The 22,517-nt window shown below is 53.2% G+C and carries 23 protein-coding genes and 1 rRNA gene; 9 read left to right on the forward strand and 15 right to left on the reverse strand.

Annotation, left to right across the window (positions count from 1 at the left end; translation table 11 throughout):
- Positions 1-31: 31 nt before the first annotated feature.
- Both HII27_RS16110 and HII27_RS16115 read right to left on the reverse strand, forming a co-directional pair.
- Entirely contained in the window at positions 32-403 is a 372-nt protein-coding gene (locus tag HII27_RS16110; RefSeq protein ID WP_185668847.1) for a type II toxin-antitoxin system VapC family toxin, read from the reverse strand.
- A 2-nt stretch (positions 404-405) separates the two neighbouring features.
- The gene (locus HII27_RS16115; protein ID WP_185668848.1) at positions 406-654 is read right to left on the reverse strand and encodes a ribbon-helix-helix domain-containing protein; all 249 of its coding nucleotides are present in this window, start codon (positions 652-654) and stop codon (positions 406-408) included.
- A 197-nt stretch (positions 655-851) separates the two neighbouring features.
- On the opposite strand from HII27_RS16115, the gene HII27_RS16120 reads away from it, so the two are divergent.
- On the forward strand, positions 852-1,766 hold the full coding sequence (locus tag HII27_RS16120; protein WP_396401469.1) for an alpha/beta hydrolase: 915 nt from the start codon (positions 852-854) through the stop codon (positions 1,764-1,766).
- A gap of 24 nt (positions 1,767-1,790) precedes the next feature.
- On the opposite strand, the gene fabY is transcribed toward HII27_RS16120, so the two are convergent.
- The 5 genes from fabY to typA form a co-directional block, all read right to left on the reverse strand.
- On the reverse strand, positions 1,791-2,732 hold the full coding sequence (gene fabY / locus HII27_RS16125; RefSeq protein ID WP_185668850.1) for a fatty acid biosynthesis protein FabY: 942 nt from the start codon (positions 2,730-2,732) through the stop codon (positions 1,791-1,793).
- A 44-nt stretch (positions 2,733-2,776) separates the two neighbouring features.
- On the reverse strand, positions 2,777-3,214 hold the full coding sequence (gene dtd / locus HII27_RS16130) for a D-aminoacyl-tRNA deacylase (RefSeq protein ID WP_185668851.1): 438 nt from the start codon (positions 3,212-3,214) through the stop codon (positions 2,777-2,779).
- Entirely contained in the window at positions 3,211-4,077 is an 867-nt protein-coding gene (locus HII27_RS16135; protein WP_185668852.1) for a virulence factor BrkB family protein, read from the reverse strand. The genes dtd and HII27_RS16135 overlap by 4 nt, the downstream gene beginning before the upstream one ends.
- A complete protein-coding gene (gene yihX / locus HII27_RS16140) occupies positions 4,071-4,670 on the reverse strand; it encodes a glucose-1-phosphatase (protein WP_185668853.1) in 600 nt (199 codons plus the stop codon). The genes HII27_RS16135 and yihX overlap by 7 nt, the downstream gene beginning before the upstream one ends.
- A 136-nt stretch (positions 4,671-4,806) precedes the next feature.
- The gene (gene typA, locus HII27_RS16145) at positions 4,807-6,630 is read right to left on the reverse strand and encodes a ribosome-dependent GTPase TypA (RefSeq protein WP_185668854.1); all 1,824 of its coding nucleotides are present in this window, start codon (positions 6,628-6,630) and stop codon (positions 4,807-4,809) included.
- Between the two features lie 379 nt (positions 6,631-7,009).
- On the opposite strand from typA, the gene glnA reads away from it, so the two are divergent.
- The 4 genes from glnA to HII27_RS16165 all read left to right on the forward strand — a co-directional run bounded on the left by glnA (position 7,010) and on the right by HII27_RS16165 (position 11,316).
- A complete protein-coding gene (gene glnA, locus HII27_RS16150) occupies positions 7,010-8,419 on the forward strand; it encodes a glutamate--ammonia ligase (protein WP_035892307.1) in 1,410 nt (469 codons plus the stop codon).
- 206 nt (positions 8,420-8,625) lie between these two features.
- Positions 8,626-9,675 carry a nitrogen regulation protein NR(II) gene (glnL, locus tag HII27_RS16155; protein WP_035892306.1) on the forward strand — a complete coding sequence of 350 codons (1,050 nt, stop codon included), beginning with the start codon at positions 8,626-8,628 and terminating at the stop codon, positions 9,673-9,675.
- Between the two features lie 9 nt (positions 9,676-9,684).
- Positions 9,685-11,097 carry a nitrogen regulation protein NR(I) gene (gene glnG / locus HII27_RS16160; protein WP_035892305.1) on the forward strand — a complete coding sequence of 471 codons (1,413 nt, stop codon included), beginning with the start codon at positions 9,685-9,687 and terminating at the stop codon, positions 11,095-11,097.
- Positions 11,098-11,208: 111 nt separating this feature from the next.
- Complete coding sequence (locus HII27_RS16165; RefSeq protein WP_147281518.1) at positions 11,209-11,316, forward strand: YshB family small membrane protein; 108 nt, start codon at positions 11,209-11,211, stop codon at positions 11,314-11,316.
- A gap of 69 nt (positions 11,317-11,385) precedes the next feature.
- On the opposite strand, the gene hemN is transcribed toward HII27_RS16165, so the two are convergent.
- Both hemN and yihI read right to left on the reverse strand, forming a co-directional pair.
- The gene (gene hemN, locus HII27_RS16170) at positions 11,386-12,759 is read right to left on the reverse strand and encodes an oxygen-independent coproporphyrinogen III oxidase (protein ID WP_185668855.1); all 1,374 of its coding nucleotides are present in this window, start codon (positions 12,757-12,759) and stop codon (positions 11,386-11,388) included.
- A 188-nt stretch (positions 12,760-12,947) separates the two neighbouring features.
- Positions 12,948-13,463: a Der GTPase-activating protein YihI gene (gene yihI, locus HII27_RS16175; RefSeq protein ID WP_185668856.1), complete on the reverse strand. Its 516-nt coding sequence runs from the start codon at positions 13,461-13,463 to the stop codon at positions 12,948-12,950.
- Between the two features lie 590 nt (positions 13,464-14,053).
- Between yihI and yihA the strand changes: the two genes are divergently transcribed.
- Positions 14,054-14,689 carry a ribosome biogenesis GTP-binding protein YihA/YsxC gene (gene yihA / locus HII27_RS16180; protein ID WP_035892382.1) on the forward strand — a complete coding sequence of 212 codons (636 nt, stop codon included), beginning with the start codon at positions 14,054-14,056 and terminating at the stop codon, positions 14,687-14,689.
- A 162-nt stretch (positions 14,690-14,851) separates the two neighbouring features.
- Here the strand turns inward: yihA and HII27_RS27615 are convergent, their stop codons facing one another.
- Entirely contained in the window at positions 14,852-14,899 is a 48-nt protein-coding gene (locus tag HII27_RS27615; protein ID WP_071892919.1) for a spot 42 RNA, inhibition of DNA synthesis, read from the reverse strand.
- 165 nt (positions 14,900-15,064) lie between these two features.
- Positions 15,065-17,860 carry a DNA polymerase I gene (gene polA / locus HII27_RS16185; protein WP_185668857.1) on the reverse strand — a complete coding sequence of 932 codons (2,796 nt, stop codon included), beginning with the start codon at positions 17,858-17,860 and terminating at the stop codon, positions 15,065-15,067.
- A 396-nt stretch (positions 17,861-18,256) separates the two neighbouring features.
- Between polA and HII27_RS16190 the strand changes: the two genes are divergently transcribed.
- Entirely contained in the window at positions 18,257-19,165 is a 909-nt protein-coding gene (locus HII27_RS16190) for an acyltransferase (protein WP_185668858.1), read from the forward strand.
- A 15-nt stretch (positions 19,166-19,180) separates the two neighbouring features.
- Here HII27_RS16190 and dsbA read toward each other — a convergent pair whose 3' ends face one another.
- The 3 genes from dsbA to HII27_RS16205 form a co-directional block, all read right to left on the reverse strand.
- On the reverse strand, positions 19,181-19,804 hold the full coding sequence (gene dsbA, locus HII27_RS16195; protein ID WP_035892299.1) for a thiol:disulfide interchange protein DsbA: 624 nt from the start codon (positions 19,802-19,804) through the stop codon (positions 19,181-19,183).
- Positions 19,805-19,831: 27 nt separating this feature from the next.
- Entirely contained in the window at positions 19,832-20,818 is a 987-nt protein-coding gene (locus HII27_RS16200; protein WP_185668859.1) for a serine/threonine protein kinase, read from the reverse strand.
- Between the two features lie 75 nt (positions 20,819-20,893).
- Entirely contained in the window at positions 20,894-21,163 is a 270-nt protein-coding gene (locus tag HII27_RS16205) for a YihD family protein (RefSeq protein WP_035892297.1), read from the reverse strand.
- Between the two features lie 126 nt (positions 21,164-21,289).
- Between HII27_RS16205 and mobA the strand changes: the two genes are divergently transcribed.
- Positions 21,290-21,817 carry a molybdenum cofactor guanylyltransferase MobA gene (mobA, locus tag HII27_RS16210; protein ID WP_223883239.1) on the forward strand — a complete coding sequence of 176 codons (528 nt, stop codon included), beginning with the start codon at positions 21,290-21,292 and terminating at the stop codon, positions 21,815-21,817.
- Positions 21,814-22,323, forward strand: coding sequence for a molybdopterin-guanine dinucleotide biosynthesis protein MobB (gene mobB / locus HII27_RS16215; RefSeq protein WP_185668861.1), 510 nt, complete (start codon positions 21,814-21,816; stop codon positions 22,321-22,323). The genes mobA and mobB overlap by 4 nt, the downstream gene beginning before the upstream one ends.
- A 107-nt stretch (positions 22,324-22,430) precedes the next feature.
- Here mobB and rrf read toward each other — a convergent pair.
- Positions 22,431-22,517, reverse strand: a 5S ribosomal RNA gene (rrf, locus tag HII27_RS16220); the annotation flags it as partial.

The following is a 22,517-nucleotide window of genomic DNA, read 5'->3' on the forward strand; positions in this document are numbered from 1 at the left end:
GCGCTAAACCGGGCTGCATTTTCGGCCCGGTTTACAGCGCATAGGGTAAAATCACGCCCGGAAGTCCCGCAAAATCCTTTGTATTGCGCGTCACCAGTTCCCGACGATGAACATGTGCAGTCGCCAGAATAATGGCATCGGGCAGTTTCATACCATACTCCTGACGTAGATTCACACTCTGCTCCGCAATCTCTTCTGTCACACCAATAATTTCAAATGCGCCCAAGGCAATTCGCGTTCGCTGCTCCTGATGAAAACGCTTTGCCCCGATCATGACCTCCATCCAGGTTATCAGGCTTATCGCATGTTGCGGAGGATAGGAGTCCATCGTCCGCTTCGCCTCCATCCGTCCGCTGAAGAGATCGATTAAAATATTGGTATCAAAAAGAACGGGTCTTTTCATCGCTACCACTCTTCACGGAGCTTACGTTCATACTCAACGCCATCTTCTTCACACTCTTGCCAGATCCCAAGCGCGCCCGAGATCATAAGCTCAGCCTGGCTTTGCTTTTCCAGATATTGCTCAACGGCTTCACGCAACAGTTCCGCACGGGGAAGATTTCGCTGCTGTTTAAGGATGTCGAGGCGCTTAATCACCTCGTCCGACAAATCGAGAAGTATTCTGCCCATATCCCTTTCAACCATCGCGCTCATATATACCTCCAGTATATCACCCATGCTCAATAAGCGAACAAAATACACGTGATTTAAATAAGGTTATAGGCTGCAATGGAGAAATCGTTCATTTTTGCGAGCCGCTATCCACAATCACCACCCTACCCAATTTCCCCGTTTTCATTCGCGATAAACCAGGCTATAAAACTGTATGTTTATACAGCATAAAGGACATCATCATGGCATTGGAAAACGGCATTGCGCAGTTAGTGGCTGAGTTTATTGCAGCGGGTCGCCCCTCTTCACGCAAGCAGAATATTGATGACCGGAGAAAGGGGTATATTGCCAGCACAGCGCTGGCAGGCGAAAAAGAGATTCGCGTCAAATCAGAAGATATTGTGCTGGAAGAGATGACATTTCGCGTCATTTCGCCGCTAAATTCAGCATCGTCACTCCCCTGCATTGTTTACTTTCATGGTGGCTGTTTTGTCAGCGGTGGGTTTATCACCCATGATAATCAGCTGCGACAATTAGCCTGGCATAGCGAGTGTCGGGTCATTGCGGTGCAGTACCGGCTGGCACCAGAGCACACTTTCCCCGCCGCCCACGATGACGCCGAGCGCGGTGCCAACCTGATCCACAAATACGCGCAGCAGTTGGGTATTGACCGCCAGCGGGTAACACTGATGGGGGACAGCGCGGGCGCGCATCTGGCGCTGGTAACCGCGCTGCGCCTGAAAGCTTCCGCCGTGTGGGCTCCCGCGAAACTCGTGCTGATTTACCCTATGCTTGACGCAACATCCAGCTTTGCAAGCTATGTCAGCAATGGCCAGGACTACATCATTACCCGCGACACGCTGCTCTCCGGCTTTGAAATGTATCTTCAGGAACACGACCCACAGCACCCGGAAGCCAGCCCGCTTTGGCGCGATGATTTTAACGGCCTGCCGCCGGTGCATATCATCACCGCCGAGTACGATCCGCTGCGGGATGAAGGAGAAGCACTTTTTGAACGGCTCACCCGGCAAGGTGTGTCATGCACCAGCCAACGCTATCTCGGCGTTATTCACGGCTTTTTCCAGCTAGGTGGCATAAGTCAAACGGCGCGGGAGGCAATGCAGGACGTGGCCCGAAGGGTGGCGGGCCACTGAATATGTTGGGCGAAAAGAGATACCCTACTCCTCTTCGTTCCCGCCCTCGACATACGAACCGAATGGTTTTGCAGGCAGCACGATATAGGTTCCCTCAAACACCACGCCAGGGGTGTCATCGCCGAACAGTTCAACCTGCATCTGCACGCGCGCTTTACGCCCTCGAGCCAATCGGTCCAGGTCGCCGCTTAGCGAGCCGAGGTCGGCGATGGCTGTCGGTTTACCGGTGATAGGTTTTCGATAGCGGATATGGGCATCGGCCAGAATAATAGTGCCGCCCAGGTGGCGCTCACGTAGCATCAGCCAGATAAGCCCCCAGCCGGTGAGCGTCGCCAGCGAAAAGAGGCTGCCGGCAAACAGCGTATGGTGCGGGTTCTGGTTGCCGGTTTCCGGCATGGTGGTAATGAATTTCTGCCCGGTGTACTGCTGGATGCGCACGCCCATTTTCTCGCTGAGCGGAATATGATCGTACCAGGCCTGCTGCAGCTGCGCACACCAGTCGCCGCGGTGCAGAATATCGTCCAGCGAGGCAACAGGTTTAATCATCAGGAAGTGGCGAACGGGGGTTGTCTGCGGGGTCGTTATCTCCCCTTCGTTCTTGAATCCTAGTTTGGAAAAGAACGGCACGGCGTCTTCACGCGCGCTACAGGTGACGCGTTTCACCCCTTCCTGGCGCGCGACGGACTCCAGCGTCATCGCGATAAGCGTCCCCAGCCCTTTATCCTGAACCTCAGGATGAACCGCCATAAAGCGGATAGAAGCTTCATTATCCGCATTGATATACAGCCGCCCTACGGCGACCAGCTTTCCCAGCTCATCAACCACCATCTGATGGTGCGCCATGGCATCCCAGGCATCACGTTCGGAACCTTTGGGCTGATGCAGGGGTTTACGCAACATTTCCCAGCGGAACTGGTAATACTGCTCTAACTCTTCTTCAGTCTGCGGTACTCGGAGATGGTACATAATGGCACTCTCTTTTGTCGCCCACGTCCTAACGGGAAGCGTGGTCATACTTGTAACCAGAACGTCACGGGGCCGTCATTGACCAGCGACACCTGCATATCCGCTGCGAATCGTCCTGTTTGCGTGTTCATGTCCTGTTGGCGACAGCGTTGTACAAAATAGTCATAGAGCGCTTCGGCACGATCCGGCGCGGCGCCTTTTGAGAAGCCCGGGCGCATACCGCGTTCGGTATCAGCCGCCAGCGTAAACTGCGACACCACCAGCACGCTACCGCCGGCCTGCTGCACGTTAAGGTTCATCTTACCGTCCGCATCACTGAAGATACGGTAGCCCAGCACGCGCTCGCACAGGCGGTTTGCCTTCTGCTCGTCATCGTCCTTCTCTACGCCCAGCAGCACCAACAGCCCCAGGCCAATCTCTCCCGTCACTTCGTCCGCCACGCTGACGCTAGCACGGGTGACTCGCTGAATTAATGCAATCATGATTCTTCGGCTTCTTGTTGTTCTGTTTTCAATTTTCGGTATTCACCGAGAGTGACAGTTATTTCGGCACCTAGCAAGACGATACACCAGGTCCAGTAGACCCAGACAAACAAAATGGGGATCACCGCCAACACGCCGTAAATCAGCTGATAGGATGGAAACGCGGTGATATAGAGCGAGAACACCTTCTTACCCAGTTCGTGCAGTAACGCCGCTATCAGCGCCCCAATAATCGCATCACGATTTGGCACCTGGGTAGTCGGCACCACGCTATAGAGCAGCCAGAACGACAGCCAGGAAAGCAGCAACGGGAAAACCCGCAGCAGGTTATCAATCACGCCGTTCAGTTCGCTGGCCCAGCGTAGCGACAGCAAATAGGAACTAATTGCCAGACTCACCCCGGCCAACAACGGCCCCAGTGTCAGGATCATCCAGTAAACGGCAAATGAGTAAACCTTTGGGCGCGTGCGCTTGCTCCGCCAGATAGTGTTCAAGGCGCTATCGATGGAGTACATCAACAGCAGCGCGGTAATAATCAGGCCGCAGGCACCAAACGCGGTCATCCTGTTGGAGTTGGCGACAAACTGCTCGATATAGCGCTGAATAACGTCGCCGGTTGCGGGCAGGAAGTTAGCGAACACAAAATGGCGAATCTGCAGGCTAACTTCCGAAAACATGGGAAATGCTGCGAACAGGGCAAAAATCACCGCCACCAGCGGCACAATGGAAAGCAACGACACGTAGGCCAGGTTGCCCGCCAGTGTCGTCATATTATCTTCTTCGATGCGCCGCCAGAGGAATTTACTCCACGCCACCAGCGGCCGGGTATGATGAATCAGTTTTTGATGAACGGTTTTTAGCATAACGACTTCATAAAATAGTTGGGTAGGGTTTCTCTCCCGGTCACCAGCACGCTGGTGATCCCCAACTGGTTAGCGCCCTCTATATTATCGGCGTTATCGTCAAAAAAGACCGCATCGGCAGCGGAAAAACCTTCCGACTCGAGTACGCGCTGGTAAATCCGTGCTTCTGGTTTACGCATTCCCATCTCCTGGGAGAGATAAACGTGGTCGGCAGCAGCATAGATTTCCGGGTATTCATCCGGCCAGAAAGTGGTGTGCAGTGCGTTGGTATTAGACAGGACGACGACACGATGCCCCTGCTCGCGCAGCGTTTTCATTATGTCGATAACTTCAGGGCGCAGCGCCACAAAAACCGCCTGCCAGCCATGGGCAAACTGCTCGTAGCTGAGCGGTAGCTCCATATCGTGGCACATGGCTTTTGCAAACGCTTCATCCGATATTTCACCGCGCTCATGCTGATGAAATACCTCTCCCATAGTGAAACTCTGCTTTAGCCGAGCCAGCGGAACGCGGGCGAGATCGCTCCACGTACCCAGAACACGGTTGAAATCAATGTCGACAATCACATTACCTAAATCAAAGATATAGAGCATTTTTGCCTCCGTTCACGCCGTGGAAATTTCACTCTAGCGGGAAAGGAGAACTTTGACCATGAACAAACGCGCTCTATTTCAAAAAGAAAAACCCCGCCATATAGGCGGGGTTTTAGGTCACGACAAAAGAGAGAAATTAATCTTCTTTTGGACCGCGCATCGCGCGTTTACGGTCGTTTTCAGTCAGGTGACGTTTACGGATACGGATAGACGTTGGGGTAACTTCTACCAGTTCGTCGTCATCGATGAACTCCAGAGCTTGTTCCAGAGTCATTTTCTGAGCTGGGACCAGCGTGGTGGCTTCATCAGTACCAGAAGCACGCATGTTGGTCAGTTTTTTACCGGTCAGGCAGTTTACAGTCAGGTCGTTAGAACGGCTGTGAATACCGATGATCTGGCCTTCGTAAACTTCTGCGCCGTGGCCCAGGAACAGCTTACCGCGGTCCTGCAGGCTGAACAGTGCGAACGCAACCGCTTTACCCTGACCGTTGGAGATCAGTACGCCGTTCTGACGCTGGCCCACTTCACCCGGACGAACGTCGTCGTAGTGGCTGAAGGTGGAGTACAGCAGACCGGTACCGGAGGTCATGGTCATGAATTCTGAACGGAAGCCGATCAGACCACGGCTTGGGATCACGTAGTCGAGACGTACGCGGCCTTTTCCGTCTGGATTCATGTTTTTCAGGTCGCCTTTACGCTCACCCAGTGCCTGCATGACAGAACCCTGGTGCTGCTCTTCGACGTCCAGCGTTACGTTTTCGAATGGCTCTTGTTTACGGCCATCGATTTCGCGGAAGATTACTTTCGGACGGGAAACCGCCATTTCGAAACCTTCACGACGCATGTTTTCAATCAGAACGGACAGGTGCAGTTCACCACGGCCAGAAACGCGGAATGCGTCTGCATCCGGAGTTTCTTCAACGCGCAGTGCCACGTTGTGTACCAGTTCTTTCTTCAGACGGTCCAGAATCTGGCGAGAGGTAACGTACTTACCTTCTTTACCACAGAATGGAGAGGTGTTGACGTTGAAGAACATGGTTACCGTCGGTTCATCAACGGACAGTGCTGGCAGCGCTTCGACGTTCTGCGGGTCGCAGATGGTGTCGGAGATGTTCAGCTCGCCCAGACCGGTGATCGCGATGATGTCGCCAGCTTCAGCCAGGTCGCTATCGATACGCTCCAGACCCAGGTGAGTCAGTACTTTACCAACTTTACCGTTACGGGTTTCGCCTTCGCTATCGATGATAGTGATCTGCTGGTTTGGCTTCACTTTACCGCGTTTGATACGGCCGATACCGATAACACCAACGTAGTTGTTGTAGTCCAGCTGGGAGATTTGCATCTGCAGCGGGCCATCCAGGTCTACGTCTGGAGCCGGTACACGATCAACGATGGTCTGATACAGCGGGGTCATGTCTTCCGCCATATTTTCGTGATCCAGACCTGCGATACCGTTCAGCGCGGAAGCGTAAACGATAGGGAAGTCCAGCTGTTCGTCGGTCGCGTCGAGGTTAACGAACAGGTCGAATACCTGGTCAACAACCCAATCAGGACGCGCGCCTGGACGGTCAACTTTGTTGATAACAACAATTGGCTTCAAACCATGAGCAAATGCTTTTTTGGTCACGAAGCGCGTCTGCGGCATCGGGCCATCCATTGCATCAACTACCAGCAGCACAGAGTCAACCATGGACATGACGCGCTCAACTTCACCACCGAAGTCGGCGTGCCCTGGGGTATCAACGATGTTGATACGGTAATCATTCCATTTGATTGCGGTGTTTTTCGCGAGGATGGTAATCCCACGCTCTTTCTCCAAATCGTTGGAGTCCATCACACGTTCTTGAGTTTCAGCACGTGCATCAAACGTACCGGATTGCTGCAGCAGCTTATCGACCAGGGTAGTTTTACCATGGTCAACGTGCGCGATGATGGCGATGTTACGCAAATTTTCGATCACAACTTTGCCTCGGGCATTAGAAATAGCGCGTTATTGTACACGGATTAATCGCACTACAAAACAGGATCACAGAGATCCTCCGCAAACAAGTATTGCAGAGTTCCTTTGTGATCGCTTTCACGGAGCATAAAAAGGGCACCTAATCACAATTTGCACCAATATGGTGCTCATCGCTTCAGGATAAGCACTATAATGGTGCAAAGACGCTATCGTGGTGCAGCCCTTTTGCACTATGGTGCGCATGATAACGCCTTTTGGGGGTGATTTAAAAGTTGGCACAGATTTCGCTTTGTATATTTCAGGGCAACAACGCCACTTTAAGCAGTGATTGAAGACCTCGTTACCACGACGACAATGATAAATCCGGGAGATGTTAAGTATGTCCGCTGAACACGTTTTGACGATGCTGAATGAGCACGAAGTGAAGTTTGTCGATCTGCGCTTCACCGATACCAAAGGTAAAGAACAGCACGTCACTATTCCTGCGCATCAGGTAAATGCCGAATTCTTCGAAGAAGGCAAAATGTTTGACGGCTCCTCTATCGGTGGCTGGAAAGGCATTAACGAATCCGACATGGTTCTGATGCCAGATGCATCTACCGCTCTCATCGACCCGTTCTTTGAAGAGTCTACCCTGATCATTCGTTGTGACATCCTGGAACCAGGTACACTGCAGGGCTACGACCGTGACCCGCGCTCCATCGCTAAACGCGCTGAAGAATACCTGCGCGCTACCGGCATCGCAGACACCGTTCTGTTCGGGCCAGAGCCAGAATTCTTCCTGTTTGATGACATCCGCTTCGGCGCATCCATCTCCGGTTCTCACGTTGCTATCGATGACATCGAAGGCGCATGGAACTCCTCCACCAAATACGAAGGTGGTAACAAAGGTCACCGTCCAGGCGTTAAAGGCGGTTACTTCCCAGTTCCTCCGGTTGATTCCTCACAGGACATCCGTTCTACCATGTGTCTGATCATGGAAGAGATGGGCCTGGTTGTTGAAGCACACCACCACGAAGTTGCGACTGCTGGCCAGAACGAAATCGCCACCCGCTTCAACACCATGACCAAGAAAGCGGACGAAATTCAGATCTACAAATATGTTGTGCACAACGTCGCTCACCGCTTCGGTAAAACCGCGACCTTTATGCCAAAACCAATGTTTGGCGATAACGGTTCCGGCATGCACTGCCACATGTCCCTGTCCAAGAACGGCGTAAACCTGTTCTCCGGCGACAAATATGCTGGCCTGTCCGAGCAAGCGCTGCACTACATCGGCGGTGTTATCAAACACGCTAAAGCTATCAACGCCCTGGCTAACCCGACCACCAACTCCTACAAGCGTCTGGTCCCGGGTTACGAAGCACCGGTTATGCTGGCTTACTCTGCCCGTAACCGTTCTGCATCCATCCGTATTCCGGTTGTTGCTTCTCCGAAAGCGCGTCGTATCGAAGTACGCTTCCCGGACCCAGCGGCTAACCCATACCTGTGCTTCGCGGCACTGCTGATGGCTGGCCTGGACGGCATCAAAAACAAAATCCACCCTGGCGAAGCCATGGACAAAAACCTGTACGACCTGCCGCCAGAAGAAGCGAAAGAGATCCCACAGGTTGCTGGCTCTCTGGAAGAAGCGCTGCAGGCTCTCGATGCAGACCGCGAGTTCCTGACCGCAGGTGGCGTGTTCACTGATGAAGCTATCGACGCTTACATCACGCTGCGCACCGAAGAAAACGACCGCGTACGTATGACTCCGCACCCGGTTGAGTTCGAGCTGTACTACAGCGTCTAATCGTATTTTGAGTTGTACTTTCCAGCTGAAGCCGCGCCATTGCCCTTAGGTTCTGGCGCACTCCCTGGAATTAAGTTGCCGTGGAAACTTTCAGCCCATCTCAGGATGGGCTTTTTTCTCCACCAACAACCTGATATCTCGCGCTTTTTACCCGTAAAAAGCTATACTGCACTAAAACAGTGCAAGCCTTTTCAGGAGACTGCTAAATGGCAACAGGCGCACTGCCCGATGCTGGGCAGATCCTTAACTCGTTAATCAACAGCATTTTACTGGTCGATGATGACCTGGCCGTTCACTATGCGAACCCTGCCGCACAGCAACTACTGGCGCAGAGCGCGCGCAAACTCTTTGGTACGCCCTTACCCGAGCTTCTGAGCTATTTCTCGCTGAACATTGGCTTGATGCAGGAGAGCCTGCAAACGGGTCAGGGGTTTACCGATAACGAAGTGACGCTGGTGATTGACGGCCGCTCACATATTCTTTCGCTTACTGCACAGCGTCTGCCGGACGGTTTTATCCTGCTGGAAATGGCGCCGATGGATAATCAACGTCGCCTCAGCCAGGAGCAGCTCCAGCACGCCCAGCAAATCGCGGCACGCGATCTGGTACGAGGGCTCGCCCACGAGATTAAAAACCCGCTGGGTGGCTTACGCGGCGCTGCACAGCTACTCAGTAAGGCGCTGCCAGACCCGGCGCTGACCGAGTACACCAACGTCATCATTGAGCAGGCCGACCGCCTGCGGAATCTGGTCGACCGTCTGCTTGGCCCACAGCATCCCGGTACGCACATCACCGAGAGCATTCATAAAGTGGCGGAACGCGTCGTCAAATTGGTGTCGATGGAGCTGCCGGAGAACGTCACTCTGGTGCGCGATTACGATCCAAGTTTGCCGGAACTTCCGCACGATCCAGATCAGATTGAACAAGTTCTGCTAAATATTGTGCGCAATGCGCTGCAGGCGCTTGGCCCGGAAGGGGGCGAAATTGTCCTGCGCACCCGCACCGCATTTCAGTTAACGCTGCACGGCGTACGCTACCGACTGGCCGCTCGAATTGATGTTGAAGATAACGGCCCCGGTATTCCATCGCATTTGCAGGATACGCTGTTTTACCCGATGGTCAGCGGCCGCGAAGGCGGCACCGGGCTGGGTCTGTCGATAGCGCGCAGCCTTATCGATCAGCACTCCGGCAAAATTGAATTTACCAGTTGGCCAGGCCATACCGAGTTCTCGGTTTTCCTGCCAATCAAGAAATAAGGTGTGTTTATGCAACGAGGGATAGTCTGGGTCGTTGATGACGATAGCTCCATCCGTTGGGTGCTTGAACGCGCGCTCACCGGCGCGGGGTTAACCTGCACCACGTTTGAAGGCGGAAAAGAGGTGCTGGATGCGCTGGCCACCAAAACGCCTGACGTGCTGATGTCCGATATCCGCATGCCCGGAATGGACGGCCTGGCGCTGTTAACGCAAATTAAGCAGCGCCATCCGATGCTTCCGGTCATCATAATGACCGCGCACTCCGATCTGGATGCCGCCGTTAGCGCCTACCAGCAGGGAGCGTTTGACTACCTGCCAAAACCGTTTGATATCGATGAAGCGGTCGCGCTGGTCGAGCGAGCGATTAGTCACTACCAGGAGCAGCAGCAGCCGCGTAACGTACAGGTCAATGACCCAACCACCGATATCATCGGTGAAGCACCCGCTATGCAGGACGTGTTTCGCATTATCGGTCGCCTCTCACGCTCGTCTATCAGCGTGCTGATTAACGGCGAGTCCGGTACCGGTAAAGAGCTGGTTGCCCATGCGCTGCATCGCCATAGCCCTCGCGTTAAAGCACCGTTTATCGCGCTCAACATGGCGGCAATTCCAAAAGACCTGATTGAGTCTGAGCTGTTTGGCCATGAGAAAGGGGCATTTACCGGCGCGAATACCGTTCGCCAGGGTCGATTCGAGCAGGCCGACGGCGGCACGCTGTTCCTCGATGAAATTGGCGATATGCCGATGGACGTTCAGACCCGCCTGCTGCGCGTACTGGCCGACGGTCAGTTCTACCGCGTCGGCGGCTATGCCCCGGTGAAGGTTGACGTACGCATCATCGCGGCAACCCACCAGAACCTCGAACAGCGCGTTCAGGAAGGCAAATTCCGCGAGGACTTATTCCACCGCCTGAACGTAATCCGCGTCCACCTGCCGCCGCTGCGCGAGCGCCGGGAAGATATTCCGCGCCTGGCGCACCACTTCTTGCAGGTTGCCGCACGCGAACTGGGCGTGGAAGCCAAGCTGCTGCACCCAGAAACCGAAGCGGCGTTAACGCGCCTGGCCTGGCCGGGTAACGTGCGTCAGCTGGAAAACACCTGCCGTTGGCTCACGGTGATGGCCGCAGGACAAGAAGTGCTGATTCAGGATCTGCCGAGCGAGCTGTTTGAAGCCAGTATGCCGGACAGCACCACGGCAACGTCGCTGCCGGATAGCTGGGCAACGCTGCTGGCGCAGTGGGCTGACAGAGCGCTGCGTTCCGGTCATCAAAACCTGCTTTCTGAGGCCCAGCCGGAGATGGAGCGTACGCTGCTGACCACCGCGCTGCGCTACACACAGGGGCACAAACAGGAAGCGGCTCGCCTGCTTGGCTGGGGTCGCAATACCCTGACGCGTAAGCTGAAAGAACTGGGAATGGAGTAAGGCCAGAGTGAAGTGTAAATATTGCTCGATTTGCGCAAGTTGCTGCAATTTTATACTTTACTGTTTCGATGAGTTCAGTATTATTCAGCCCGCAAATTCGAGGGGACGATAATGTTTGAATCATTGATTAATTTGGCTTCAAGCGGCGCCGCCGGTCATTCACCACAGACGGCCGTTGCTGCCGTGCTGTGTGCCGCGCTGGTCGGGCTGTTTAGCTAAGCCGGATGGCGCTTACGCTTAACCGGCCTGTTGGCCCGGTAAGCGTAGCGCCACCGGGCAATATCATCGCTAAATCACCCGCGAAAACTGCTGCATCCGCGCCTTCTGTCGCAGATAGGCATCAAAGCACATGCAGATATTACGAATTAACAGACGACCTTTCGCCGTCACCTTAATCCCCTTCTCACTCACATCCACCAGCCCATCCTGCGCCAACGGTGCCAGCAGCTTCAGGTCTTCGGCAAAATAGTCGCTAAACTTCAGCGCCCACTGCTGCTCTATTACCGCGAAATCGAGGCTGAAGTTACAGATAAGCGCTTTGATAACATCGCGACGGATACAGTCATCACGAGTCAACGCAATGCCGCGCCACAGCGCATTACCCTGCTCGGCAACCTGCTGGTAATAGAGCTTCAGCTCTTTTTGGTTCTGCGCGTAGCAGTCGCCAATCATGCTGATCGCGGATACGCCCATACCCAGCAGGTCGGTATCGCCCTGGGTGGTGTAGCCCTGGAAGTTGCGATGCAGCACGCCTTCGCGCTGGGCTACGGCCAGTTCGTTATCCGGGCGGGCAAAGTGATCCATACCGATAAACTGGTAGCCTGCCTGAGTCAGCGAGCCGATGGTTTCCTGCAAGATATCCAGCTTCTGCTGCGCCGACGGCAGGTCCGCGTCTTTAATCTTGCGCTGAGCGGCAAACAACGTCGGCAAGTGCGCGTAGTTAAACACGCTCAGACGGTCAGGGTTCAACTCGGCAACGCGCTGCAGGGTAAAGGCAAAGCTCTCTGGCGTTTGCTTCGGCAGGCCGTAGATAAGGTCGATATTGGTCGAGGTGAAACCAATTTCGCGCGCGTGGTTGAGCAGCGCGAAGATAAAGTCTTCGTCCTGCTCGCGGTTCACCAGCCGCTGCACTTCTTTGTTGAAGTCCTGTACACCCATGCTCAGGCGGTTAAAGCCCTCGGCGCGCAGGTGGTCGATAACGTCCAGCTCAATTTCGCGCGGGTCGACTTCAATAGAAATTTCCGCGTCGGCATCAAAGTGAAAATGCTCGCGCAGCAGCGTCATCAGGCGGCTGATTTGCGCCTTATTCAGATAGGTTGGCGTACCGCCGCCCCAGTGAAGCTGGCTGACGTGACGGCCGGTAAACAGCGGCGCGCGCTGGCGAATTTCCTGCTCCAGCACATCGAGATACTGGTCAGCTTTATGCTGCTGGCGGGTAACAATTTTATTGCAGCCGCAGAAATAGCAGAGCTTGTGGCAGAACGGAATATGCACGTACAGCGACAGCGGACGTTCGGGGTAACGCGCAACGGCGTTATGAAACTCAGGTTCGCCAAAGGCGTCAGAGAATTCCAGTGCGGTGGGATACGAGGTATAGCGCGGCCCGGAATAGTTATATTTCTGGATCAGGGCCAGATCCCAGTCGATTAACTGCTCAGACATGCTCACTCCTTCCGATGGTATCGCGAACGACGACGGCGTGCCGGTGCTGCTCCGTTACGAAGCAACAGCCGGTTGCGCAGCCACTTTTGACGCCGCGACAACCGTCGTAGTTTAACGAATAACCACACCAGATAACATACAACCAAAAGGGTTATAAGCAGGACTGGCAAGCCAATCGGGTGCAAACGTTAGTTTCCGCCTCTCAGCAGACGCATCATGTCTTCCTTGCCCTCTTCTTCCTCTTCTTCTTCGTCATCATCGTAAGAGAGGCCGAGTTGCTGCATCAGTTCATCGATGCGATCCAGTTTAGCGTCTACCCATTTCTGCTCTTCAGCGGTCAGGGTTTCGTCATTTTCCAGACGTTCCAGCAGCGCGTCCAGGCGCTCATCTCTCTCCAGCATATCCAGCTCGGCCTGCGGTGAAAGCATAGGTTTCTCGCTCTTCGGTTTGGGCTGTTTCACGACCGGTGCGTCAGTAACGCCCAGCGCGATGGGTTTTTTACTGCCAATACGAGGATCTTTTTGCTGCTTTTGTTTATTGGAGCCGGATGCACCGTCAGAGCCAGTCGCACGGCTTCCCGCCGCGTTACCACGGTGTTTTTTATCGTTTTTACGCTCGCGAGCTTCCAGGTTCAGTTCTTCACGCGTTTTACGACGCTGTTTACCTGGAGTTTTACCGCGCGGTGCAGAGGTTGGTTTTTTCATGATGTCTGTCTTTAAGCCGTTTTATTCAGTATAGAATTGAGCCGGAATCTAGCAGAAAGCAAACAAAGAAAAAAGGCGACAGAGTAATCTGTCGCCTTTTTTCCTGACTCACAACCCTTTACGGGTTCTACATTCCATGTTGGCTTTCAACGCGCCCTGTCTATCCGTTAGCTCTATAACAGTCCCTGTTATGGTCCCTATCCGTGTTTAACGTCTCCAGACGTTCGCCTTCCTGGCTGATTCCTTCGGTCTTCGCCTCCTGGCGCTCCTGACCGCTCATCCTGAGTCTACATTCCTTCCGGCGCCCTTGCCGATGGGTGCTACTTTACAGTGTTGGACTAAACTAACAAGCAACGAAACGGTGAAAAATGGACAAATCAGAATATTGCCCAATATTAACTATATGATTTCAAATGATTTGAATATTATGTCGCCCCCGTTTTTTCCTAAATTTCGCATAGAGACAATGGCAAATGTCTTACAAACGAAAGGGCATCGTCTTACAGTCAATGCGCGAAGAGGAAAACCAGTCTTTTTTTGCCGATCGGGTATAATCGCCCGCATTGCCTGATTTAACGGAGAAGACCGTTTTGACTAACTGGAACTATCAACAGACGCACTTTGTGACCAGTGCGCCTGATATCCGCCACTTACCTTCCGATACCGGAATCGAAGTGGCCTTTGCTGGCCGCTCCAACGCGGGGAAATCCAGCGCCCTGAATACGCTCACCAACCAGAAAAGTCTGGCGCGTACTTCAAAAACGCCGGGCCGTACTCAGCTGATTAACCTGTTTGAAGTCGCCGATGGCAAACGCCTGGTCGACCTGCCAGGTTATGGCTATGCGCAGGTTCCGGAAGAGATGAAGATCAAATGGCAGCGTGCGCTGGGTGAATACCTGGAGAAACGTCTGTGTTTGAAAGGATTAGTGGTGCTGATGGATATTCGCCATCCGCTGAAGGACCTCGACCAGCAGATGATCGAGTGGGCCGTCGCCAGCGAAATCCCGGTACTGGTACTGCTGACGAAAGCGGACAAGCTGGCGAGCGGCGCGCGTAAGGCGCAGCTGAACCAGGTTCGTGAAGCAGCGTTGGCTTTTAATGGCGACGTGCAGGTTGAAGCTTTTTCTTCACTGAAAAAGCAGGGTGTCGATAAGCTGCGTCAGAAGCTGGATAGCTGGTTTAACGATATTCCGCCGCAGGAAGAAGTTGAGGCGGCAGAAGAGTAATCCCCCTGCTTTTATCCCGGATAGTGGCGCACTGCGCCCTGTTCCGGGCTCGCTCTATCCCACTGATTTAACGCAATACCTTTCAATTTTATCGCGCCGAAAACTTTTCTTTCGCCCAATAAAAAACGCCCCAGTCATTACTGACTGGGGCGGCTAAAATATTCAGCCAAATCCGATTACGTGAAGTAAAAGGTCTGAAAGATAGAACATCTTACCTCTGTACCCTACGAGATTAACTCTACTCTTTTTTACCCCGTTCAGAAAGCATTTTTTGTAGTTTTTTTTCATTTGTTACATAACGAATTCTAATGTTCATCACAAAACTAGATAAGTTATGTTGCTTACTTACAAAAAAGAGCGTTATTCATCGGATACTTAATGAGCTTGATCCCAGTTTTCACCACTGCCCACTTCCACCAGCAACGGCACATCCAGCGTCGTGCTGTTTTCCATTAACTCATGCACTTTCTTCGATACCGCCTCGAGATCATCTTTATGCACCTCAAAAACCAGTTCATCGTGTACCTGCATGATCATACGAACGCGTGGCTTCTCGCTTTCTAACCACTCATCTACCGCAATCATCGCGCGTTTGATGATGTCGGCAGCGGTTCCCTGCATCGGGGCGTTAATCGCCGCACGCTCAGCACCCGCACGGCGAGCGCCGTTGCTGGATTTGATGTCCGGCAGATAGAGGCGACGACCGTCGAGCGTGGCAACATAGCCCTGCTCTTTAGCCTGCTGACGGGTGCGTTCCATATAGTCCAGCACACCAGGGTAACGCTCGAAGTAGAGATCCATATATTTCTGGGCTTCTTTGCGCGGAATATTAAGCTGGCGAGCCAGGCCAAAGGCGCTCATACCGTAAATCAGGCCGAAGTTAATCGCCTTAGCGCTGCGACGCTGTTCACTACTCACGCTCTCCAGCGGCAGACCGAATACCTCAGCTGCGGTGGCACGGTGGATATCCTTACCTTCGGCAAACGCGTTCAGCAGGCCTTCGTCGCGGGACAGGTGCGCCATAATGCGCAGCTCAATTTGCGAGTAGTCGGCAGAGACGATGAGGTAATCTTCCGGCGCAATAAACGCCTGACGAATACGACGCCCTTCCTCGTTACGCACTGGAATGTTCTGCAAGTTCGGATCGGTCGAAGAGAGTCGCCCGGTTGCGGTTACCGCCTGGTGATAGGAGGTATGAACGCGGCCGGTTTTCGGGTTGATCATCAACGGCAGTTTATCGGTGTAGGTCGATTTCAGCTTCGCCAGACCACGGTACTCCAGAATCACCTTCGGCAGCGGGTAGTCGAGCGCCAGCTCTTCCAGCACCTCTTCCGACGTAGACGGCGCACCGCCCGGCGTTTTCTTCAGCGGCTTGATGCCCTGTTTTTCAAACAGGATGGTCTGCAGCTGCTTCGGCGAGGAGAGGTTAAATTCTTCCCCGGCAATCTCGTAGGCTTTCTGCTCCAGCTCGATCAGGCGCTTGGCAATCTCCTGCGAATGCGCGTGCAGCACGGCAGGATCAATCTTCACGCCGTTACGTTCAACGCGTGACAGCACCGGCACCAGCGGCATTTCAATCTCGTTAAAGATGCGCAGCGGCCCTTCGTGCTTCTGTAGCTTCGGCCACATCTTCAGGTGCAGCTGGAGCGTCACGTCGGCATCTTCCGCCGCATAGCGACCGGCTTCTTCCAGCGCAATCTGGTTGAAGGTCAGCTGATTTTTACCTTTACCGGCAATCTCTTCGAACGTGATGGTTTTGTGTTTTAACCAGCGGTCGGAGAGGCTGTCCATATCATGGCGACCGGCAACGCTATCCAGCGTGTAGGACTCCAGCATGGTGTCATAGGCGATACCGCGCAGTTCAATACCGTAGTTGGCAAGAATACCGCGGTCATATTTCAGGTTCTGACCCACCTTCAGCAGCGTTTCATCTTCCAGCAGCGGCTTGAGGAGTTCTAAAGCGCGCTCGCGGGAGATCTGGTCAGGGGCATCGAGATAGTCATGAGCGACGGGAACATAGGCAGCAATGCCGGGTTCAGTCGCAAACGACAGGCCCACCATATTGGCAGAGATGTTATCAAGGCTGTCGGTTTCAGTATCGAAAGCAGACAGAGGCACTTTCTTCAGCTTCTCAATCCAGCTGACCAGCGTAGCTTCATCGAGGATGGTGACATAGTTTTCGGACGACAGCGTGGCTGCGGTCTCTTCGACTTCAGCCTCAACGTCTACGTCAGCGGCTTTGCTGGCCGGTTTAGCGGCAGGTTTCGTCCCTTTAGCCTGCATCCAGGTGCCGGACTCAACGTCAGTTATCCAGCGCTTAAATTCGTATTTCTTGAACAGCGTTAGCAGCTCATCGGCCGCAGGCTCTGCAACAATGAGCTGCTCGCAGCCCAGCTCCAGCTCTACGTCCGTTTTAATGGTCGCCAGCTTATAGGAGAGGTAGGCCAGATCTTTGTTCTGCTCAAGCTTCGCCGCCATGGTCTTGGCGCCACGGAAGGTCAGCCCGGCGATTTTTTCCGGTTCACCGTAGAGCGTATCGAGGCCACCTAGCCCTTGCAGCAGCGCCTGCGCGGTCTTTTCACCCACGCCCGGCACGCCCGGAATGTTATCCGAGGAGTCGCCCATCAGCGCGAGGAAGTCAATAATCAGCTCCGGCGGCACGCCGTATTTGGTCACCACTTCGTCCGGGCCGAGAATGGTATTGGTCATGGTATTGATAAGCGTAATGCCCGGGGTGACAAGCTGCGCCATATCTTTATCCCCGGTGCTGATAAGCACCGGGCGGCCCGCTTTTTCCGCTTCACGCGCCAGCGTACCGATCACGTCATCCGCTTCCACGCCGGAGACGGCTAACAGCGGCAGGCCCATCGCTTTCACCATGATATGCAGCGGTTCTATCTGCGCACGCAGATCATCCGGCATGGGCGGGCGATGTGACTTGTAGTCTTCAAACAATTCGTCACGGAAGGTTTTTCCCTTCGCATCAAACACCACGGCAGCATGGGTTGGCTGATACTGGAGGATCAGGCTGCGCAGCATGTTCAGCACGCCGTACATCGCGCCCGTCGGCTCTCCCGCACGGTTCGTCAGCGGTGGGAATGCGTGATATGCCCGATAGAGATAAGAAGATCCATCAACGAGGATGAGAGGGTTTTCAGGGATCTGAACCATAATTTCCGTGCCTGTTTATCAGATTATGGGTAAAGGATGCCACAGACGGCATGAAAACATGAGTTTTTCGCCAAAATAACGAGAAAAGATTTGCAGATCCTCGCGATCGCACGCAAAACAAATTGTGGATAAGTTTGTGAATAGTTTTATTTTACTAATAACAAATGATATGTAATCGATGGTTAACAACAAAATAATTCAATATTTTCAATTAATTATATGTAGATCGTGGTTAATAACCGTGATCTGGTGGTAATTCACACAGTGTGGATAGACATAGCGACAATTTTTCTCTTCAGGTAAGAACCGTCATTTAACACGTTTTCTGGTAAAATCAGCGCCTTGTGCCTTTTTGTATGGGCACGTTAAATAACTAACTATCTGAATAAACAAACTATGTCGAGATTACTCGCTGCGATAACGCTGCCCATCAGTATCGCACTCACCATATTATTGACCATATTGTGCTCCATACCGATTATTCTCGCCGGCATGATTAAACTGATTTTGCCGGTGCCGGCAATCTGGCGCTCCGTCTCGGTATTCTGCAACTTTATGATGTTCTGCTGGTGTGAAGGGCTGGCGGCGCTGCTGCATCTCAATCCCTGGCTCAAGTGGGATATCGAAGGGCTAGAAACACTCAATAAGAAGAACTGGTATCTGCTCATTTGTAACCACCACAGCTGGGCAGACATCGTGGTGCTGTGCGTGATTTTCCGCAAGCATATCCCGATGAATAAGTATTTCCTGAAGCAGCAGCTGGCCTGGGTTCCGTTCATGGGGCTGGCATGCTGGGCGCTGGATATGCCATTTATGCGTCGCTATTCCCGCAGCTATTTGATTCGTCACCCGGAACGTCGCGGTAAAGATGTGGAAACGACGCGCCGCTCGTGCGAGAAATTCCGCGCGCATCCCACCACCATCGTCAACTTTGTCGAAGGCTCGCGCTTTACCCCTGAAAAGCGCCTGCAAACCCGTTCGCCTTATCAAAACTTGCTGCCGCCAAAAGCCGCCGGTATTGCCATGGCGCTGAACGTGTTAGGTGCCCAGTTTGATAAGCTGCTCGACGTGACGCTCTGCTACCCGGAAAACGATAAAACGCCGTTCTACGATATGCTCAGCGGTAAGCTGACGCGCATTGTGGTCCGCGTGAATCTGCGTCCCATTGACCCGGAGATGCACGGTGATTACGTGGGGGATAAGAACTTTAAGCGACGCTTCCAGCTATGGCTGAATGCGCTGTGGGAAGAGAAAGACCATCAGATTACAGACATCAAAACAGAATACAAAAACGCCGGTCATTGACCGGCGTTTTCTTTTTTATTTCTTCTCAACAAGCTGTTTTACGGTATCAGCATACTGAGCGACAAAGACGTCCATGTTGCTGGTGTCCATACCCTGCGGGTTCAGCTGGTATTTACCGTTAACAAACATCGCAGGAACGCCCTGCAGCTGCAGATCGGCTGCCGCTTTTTCCTGCTGCGCGACCAGAGATTTCACCACGAAGCTGTTCCAGGCGGCATCATAATCTTCGCCCTTCACGCCAGCATCGGTGAAGACTTTGCGGATATCTGCAACGGTCTGCACGGTCTGGGTTTTCTGTACCGCTTCAAACATCGGTGCAGTGATCTGATCTTCTACGCCCAGCGCCATCGCTACCGCCCACGCCTGAGTCAGGTCTTTGCCCAACGGGCCCAGGAACTCAACGTGGTACTTGGTCATTTTGGTGCCTTCCGGCAGCTTTTTCTTCACGTTGTCGGAAACGTGCAGAACTTCCTCAAACTGATAGCAATGCGGGCAGTAGAAGGAGAAGAACTCCAGCACCTGCGGCTCACCTGCAACCGGCTTATCGATCGTAACGTATTGTTTGCCGTCGGTAATCTGAGCAGCGGATGCGCTGAATGCCAGAATCATACCTGCCAGCGCAAGCCAAACCTTTTTCATAACTCACTCTCTCCTGACTGTGTCGAATTAATACATTGGCGTTAACTGAAGAGGGGGTTCTTGCAGAACCTTCACCTGCTCAATAAAAGTCGCGATCTGCTGATGCCAGAAATCTTCCCCGGTTAACCAGGGAAAATTTTTCGGAAATGCAGGGTCATCCCAACGCCTGATAATCCAGGCAAGATAATAAACCAACCGCATTGCACGTAAAGGCTCAATCAGCGCCAATTCGTCTGAATTAAAGCTGCTGAATTCTTCGTAAGCCTCAACGATAGTTTCAAGCTGCATACGTCTCTCAGCAGGAGAGCCGTTAAGCAACATCCAGAGATCCTGAACTGCGGGGCCGTTGCGCGCATCGTCAAGATCGACAAATAGCGGGCCATCACGCCAGAGGATATTTCCCGCATGGCAGTCGCCGTGTAAGCGTAAAGCATCGAAACGCCCATGCCATAGCCCCATGACCGCATCAATCAGGTCATCGGTCACTTTCAGGAAACGGTCTTTTAAACCGGCGGGAATCAGCGCCGAATGCTCAAAAAGGGCACGCGGCTCAATCAGATACTCTTTTACGCCGATAGAAGGACGCGCAGCAAAGCGCGATTTGCGGCCAGTCTGGTGCATGCGCCCCAGATAGCGCCCAACCCACTCCATCTGATCCAGGTTATCTGATTCAAATTGGCGGCCACCCATGCTCGGGAAGACGGCAAAATAGAACCCCTCATGCGTGAGCAGAGTCTGGTCATTAAATAGGATAGGTGCGGCAACCGGAACCTCATCCTCGACTAGCTCCAGTGCAAACTGGTGCTCTTCAAGAATCTGCGCCGCCGACCAGCGTTCCGGACGATAGAATTTCACCACCATGCGGCGACGATCTTCATCCTGAAACTGATAGACCCGATTCTCGTAGCTGTTAAGAGGGGTGAGTCCAGAATCAACCCGGATACCTTGATCGAATAGGGCATCGATGATGGTATCCGGGTGGAGAGTCTGGAAAGTGAAAGCCTTGTCGTTCATCCTGACATCCGATAACGATACGAATGATTCAGGATATCATTTCGCGCTGCCTTGAGTGGCTCTGCTTACAACCTTTTACTCTTTTATTACGCCGCGAGCGCGCAGCAGCGCGGTTTTGAAGTCTTCTTCATAATCTTTCTGAATGCCTGGAATAACCGCGTCTTTGGCGGAGTCGCGCATTTTCAGATGGTAGATCAGAATATCATCCGTTAAATCGGCCAATTCGCCGTCATAGCCTGACTCCTTCGCCAGTTTCTGCAAAAATTGCAGTAAATTCAGCTCCGGCTCTTTCTGCCAGGCTGGCTGGAGGAGTTCAATAACTTCATTCAGACGTTTACATTTCATGGTCGTGCTCCTTACGCTTGATAGAGACACGTTAGCAGGGTAAACCCCACAATAAAAGAGGCGATAGCGGTGAAAGCAGAGTGCCAGATAACCGGTGTAGTGTTAGCAGGCGGCAAAGCCTCAAGAATGGGTGGGCAGGACAAAGGATTAATGCTGCTTAACGGTAAACCGCTGTGGCAGCACGTAGCGGACTGCCTTCTTCCGCAGGTAAACGAGGTCGTCATTAGCGCGAATCGTAATCTGGATATCTACCGACAGAGCGGCTTTCCGGTAATTGCCGATACGCTCTCGGGATTCCCTGGGCCGCTTGCCGGACTGTTATCAGTTATGCAGCAGACATCCGGCGAGTGGTTTCTGTTTTGCCCCTGCGATACGCCGTTTATCCCCGACAATCTTGTCGAACGCCTGGTAGAACAGCGCCAAAATGCTCCAGTGGTGTGGGTCCATGATGGCGATCGCGACCACCCTGCGGTCACCCTTGCTCACCGCAGTCTGGCCCCAAAGATTATCGATTACCTTGCCAGTGGTGAACGTCGCGTAATGGTGTTTATGCGTCAGGTTGGCGGCCATTCCGTCGATTTTTGCGACACGAAAGAAGCATTTCGCAACATGAACACCCCGGAAGATCTCACGCTCAATCAGGAAAGAATATGATCCCATTGTTAGCGATTGCCGCCTGGAGCGGTACGGGAAAAACAACGCTGCTGAAAAAACTGATCCCCGAACTTTGTGCAAAGGGTATTCGTCCAGGGCTTATCAAACATACGCATCACAATATGGATGTAGATAAGCCAGGAAAGGATAGCTACGAACTTCGCAAGGCGGGGACGGCACAGACGCTGGTTGCCAGCCGGCAACGCTGGGCGCTGATGACGGAAACACCGGAAGAAGAGGAGTTAGATCTAGCGTTTCTGGTCAGTAGGATGGATGCTTCAAAGTTGGATCTGGTGCTGGTTGAAGGGTTTAAGCATGAAGTCGTCGCTAAGATCCTGCTATTTCGTCAAGATGCCGGGCACCCGGTGAACGAGTTGACGATCGATGAACATACGATTGCAGTGGCCAGCGATATTACGCTGAATGTCGATGTGCCGGTGCTGGATTTGAATAATTTGCCGGAGATAGTGGCGTTTATTGTGGCATGGTTAGAAACAGAAGAGTAATTGGTAGCCCGGGCGAACGCAGTGACCCCGGGATGTTCACCGTTCTTTCACTTTCCCGCAGACGCAAAAAAGCCCATCCGTCAGGATGGGCTTCTTCACTAATTGATGCCTGGCAGTTCCCTACTCTCGCATGGGGAGACCCCACACTACCATCGGCGCTACGGCGTTTCACTTCTGAGTTCGGCATGGGGTCA

It is taken from the genome of Kluyvera sichuanensis, assembly GCF_014218705.1.
Taxonomy (GTDB): domain Bacteria; phylum Pseudomonadota; class Gammaproteobacteria; order Enterobacterales; family Enterobacteriaceae; genus Kluyvera; species Kluyvera sichuanensis.

Coding starts and splice junctions, on each gene's coding strand:
- HII27_RS16110 (WP_185668847.1), bottom strand. CDS start 403: ATGAAAAGACCCGTTCTTTTTGATACCAATATTTTAATCGATCTCTTC.
- HII27_RS16115 (WP_185668848.1), bottom strand. CDS start 654: ATGAGCGCGATGGTTGAAAGGGATATGGGCAGAATACTTCTCGATTTG.
- fabY (WP_185668850.1), bottom strand. CDS start 2,732: ATGTACCATCTCCGAGTACCGCAGACTGAAGAAGAGTTAGAGCAGTAT.
- dtd (WP_185668851.1), bottom strand. CDS start 3,214: ATGATTGCATTAATTCAGCGAGTCACCCGTGCTAGCGTCAGCGTGGCG.
- HII27_RS16135 (WP_185668852.1), bottom strand. CDS start 4,077: ATGCTAAAAACCGTTCATCAAAAACTGATTCATCATACCCGGCCGCTG.
- yihX (WP_185668853.1), bottom strand. CDS start 4,670: ATGCTCTATATCTTTGATTTAGGTAATGTGATTGTCGACATTGATTTC.
- glnA (WP_035892307.1), top strand. CDS start 7,010: ATGTCCGCTGAACACGTTTTGACGATGCTGAATGAGCACGAAGTGAAG.
- glnL (WP_035892306.1), top strand. CDS start 8,626: ATGGCAACAGGCGCACTGCCCGATGCTGGGCAGATCCTTAACTCGTTA.
- glnG (WP_035892305.1), top strand. CDS start 9,685: ATGCAACGAGGGATAGTCTGGGTCGTTGATGACGATAGCTCCATCCGT.
- HII27_RS16165 (WP_147281518.1), top strand. CDS start 11,209: ATGTTTGAATCATTGATTAATTTGGCTTCAAGCGGCGCCGCCGGTCAT.
- hemN (WP_185668855.1), bottom strand. CDS start 12,759: ATGTCTGAGCAGTTAATCGACTGGGATCTGGCCCTGATCCAGAAATAT.
- yihI (WP_185668856.1), bottom strand. CDS start 13,463: ATGAAAAAACCAACCTCTGCACCGCGCGGTAAAACTCCAGGTAAACAG.
- polA (WP_185668857.1), bottom strand. CDS start 17,860: ATGGTTCAGATCCCTGAAAACCCTCTCATCCTCGTTGATGGATCTTCT.
- HII27_RS16190 (WP_185668858.1), top strand. CDS start 18,257: ATGTCGAGATTACTCGCTGCGATAACGCTGCCCATCAGTATCGCACTC.
- dsbA (WP_035892299.1), bottom strand. CDS start 19,804: ATGAAAAAGGTTTGGCTTGCGCTGGCAGGTATGATTCTGGCATTCAGC.
- HII27_RS16200 (WP_185668859.1), bottom strand. CDS start 20,818: ATGAACGACAAGGCTTTCACTTTCCAGACTCTCCACCCGGATACCATC.
- HII27_RS16205 (WP_035892297.1), bottom strand. CDS start 21,163: ATGAAATGTAAACGTCTGAATGAAGTTATTGAACTCCTCCAGCCAGCC.
- mobA (WP_223883239.1), top strand. CDS start 21,290: ATGGGTGGGCAGGACAAAGGATTAATGCTGCTTAACGGTAAACCGCTG.
- mobB (WP_185668861.1), top strand. CDS start 21,814: ATGATCCCATTGTTAGCGATTGCCGCCTGGAGCGGTACGGGAAAAACA.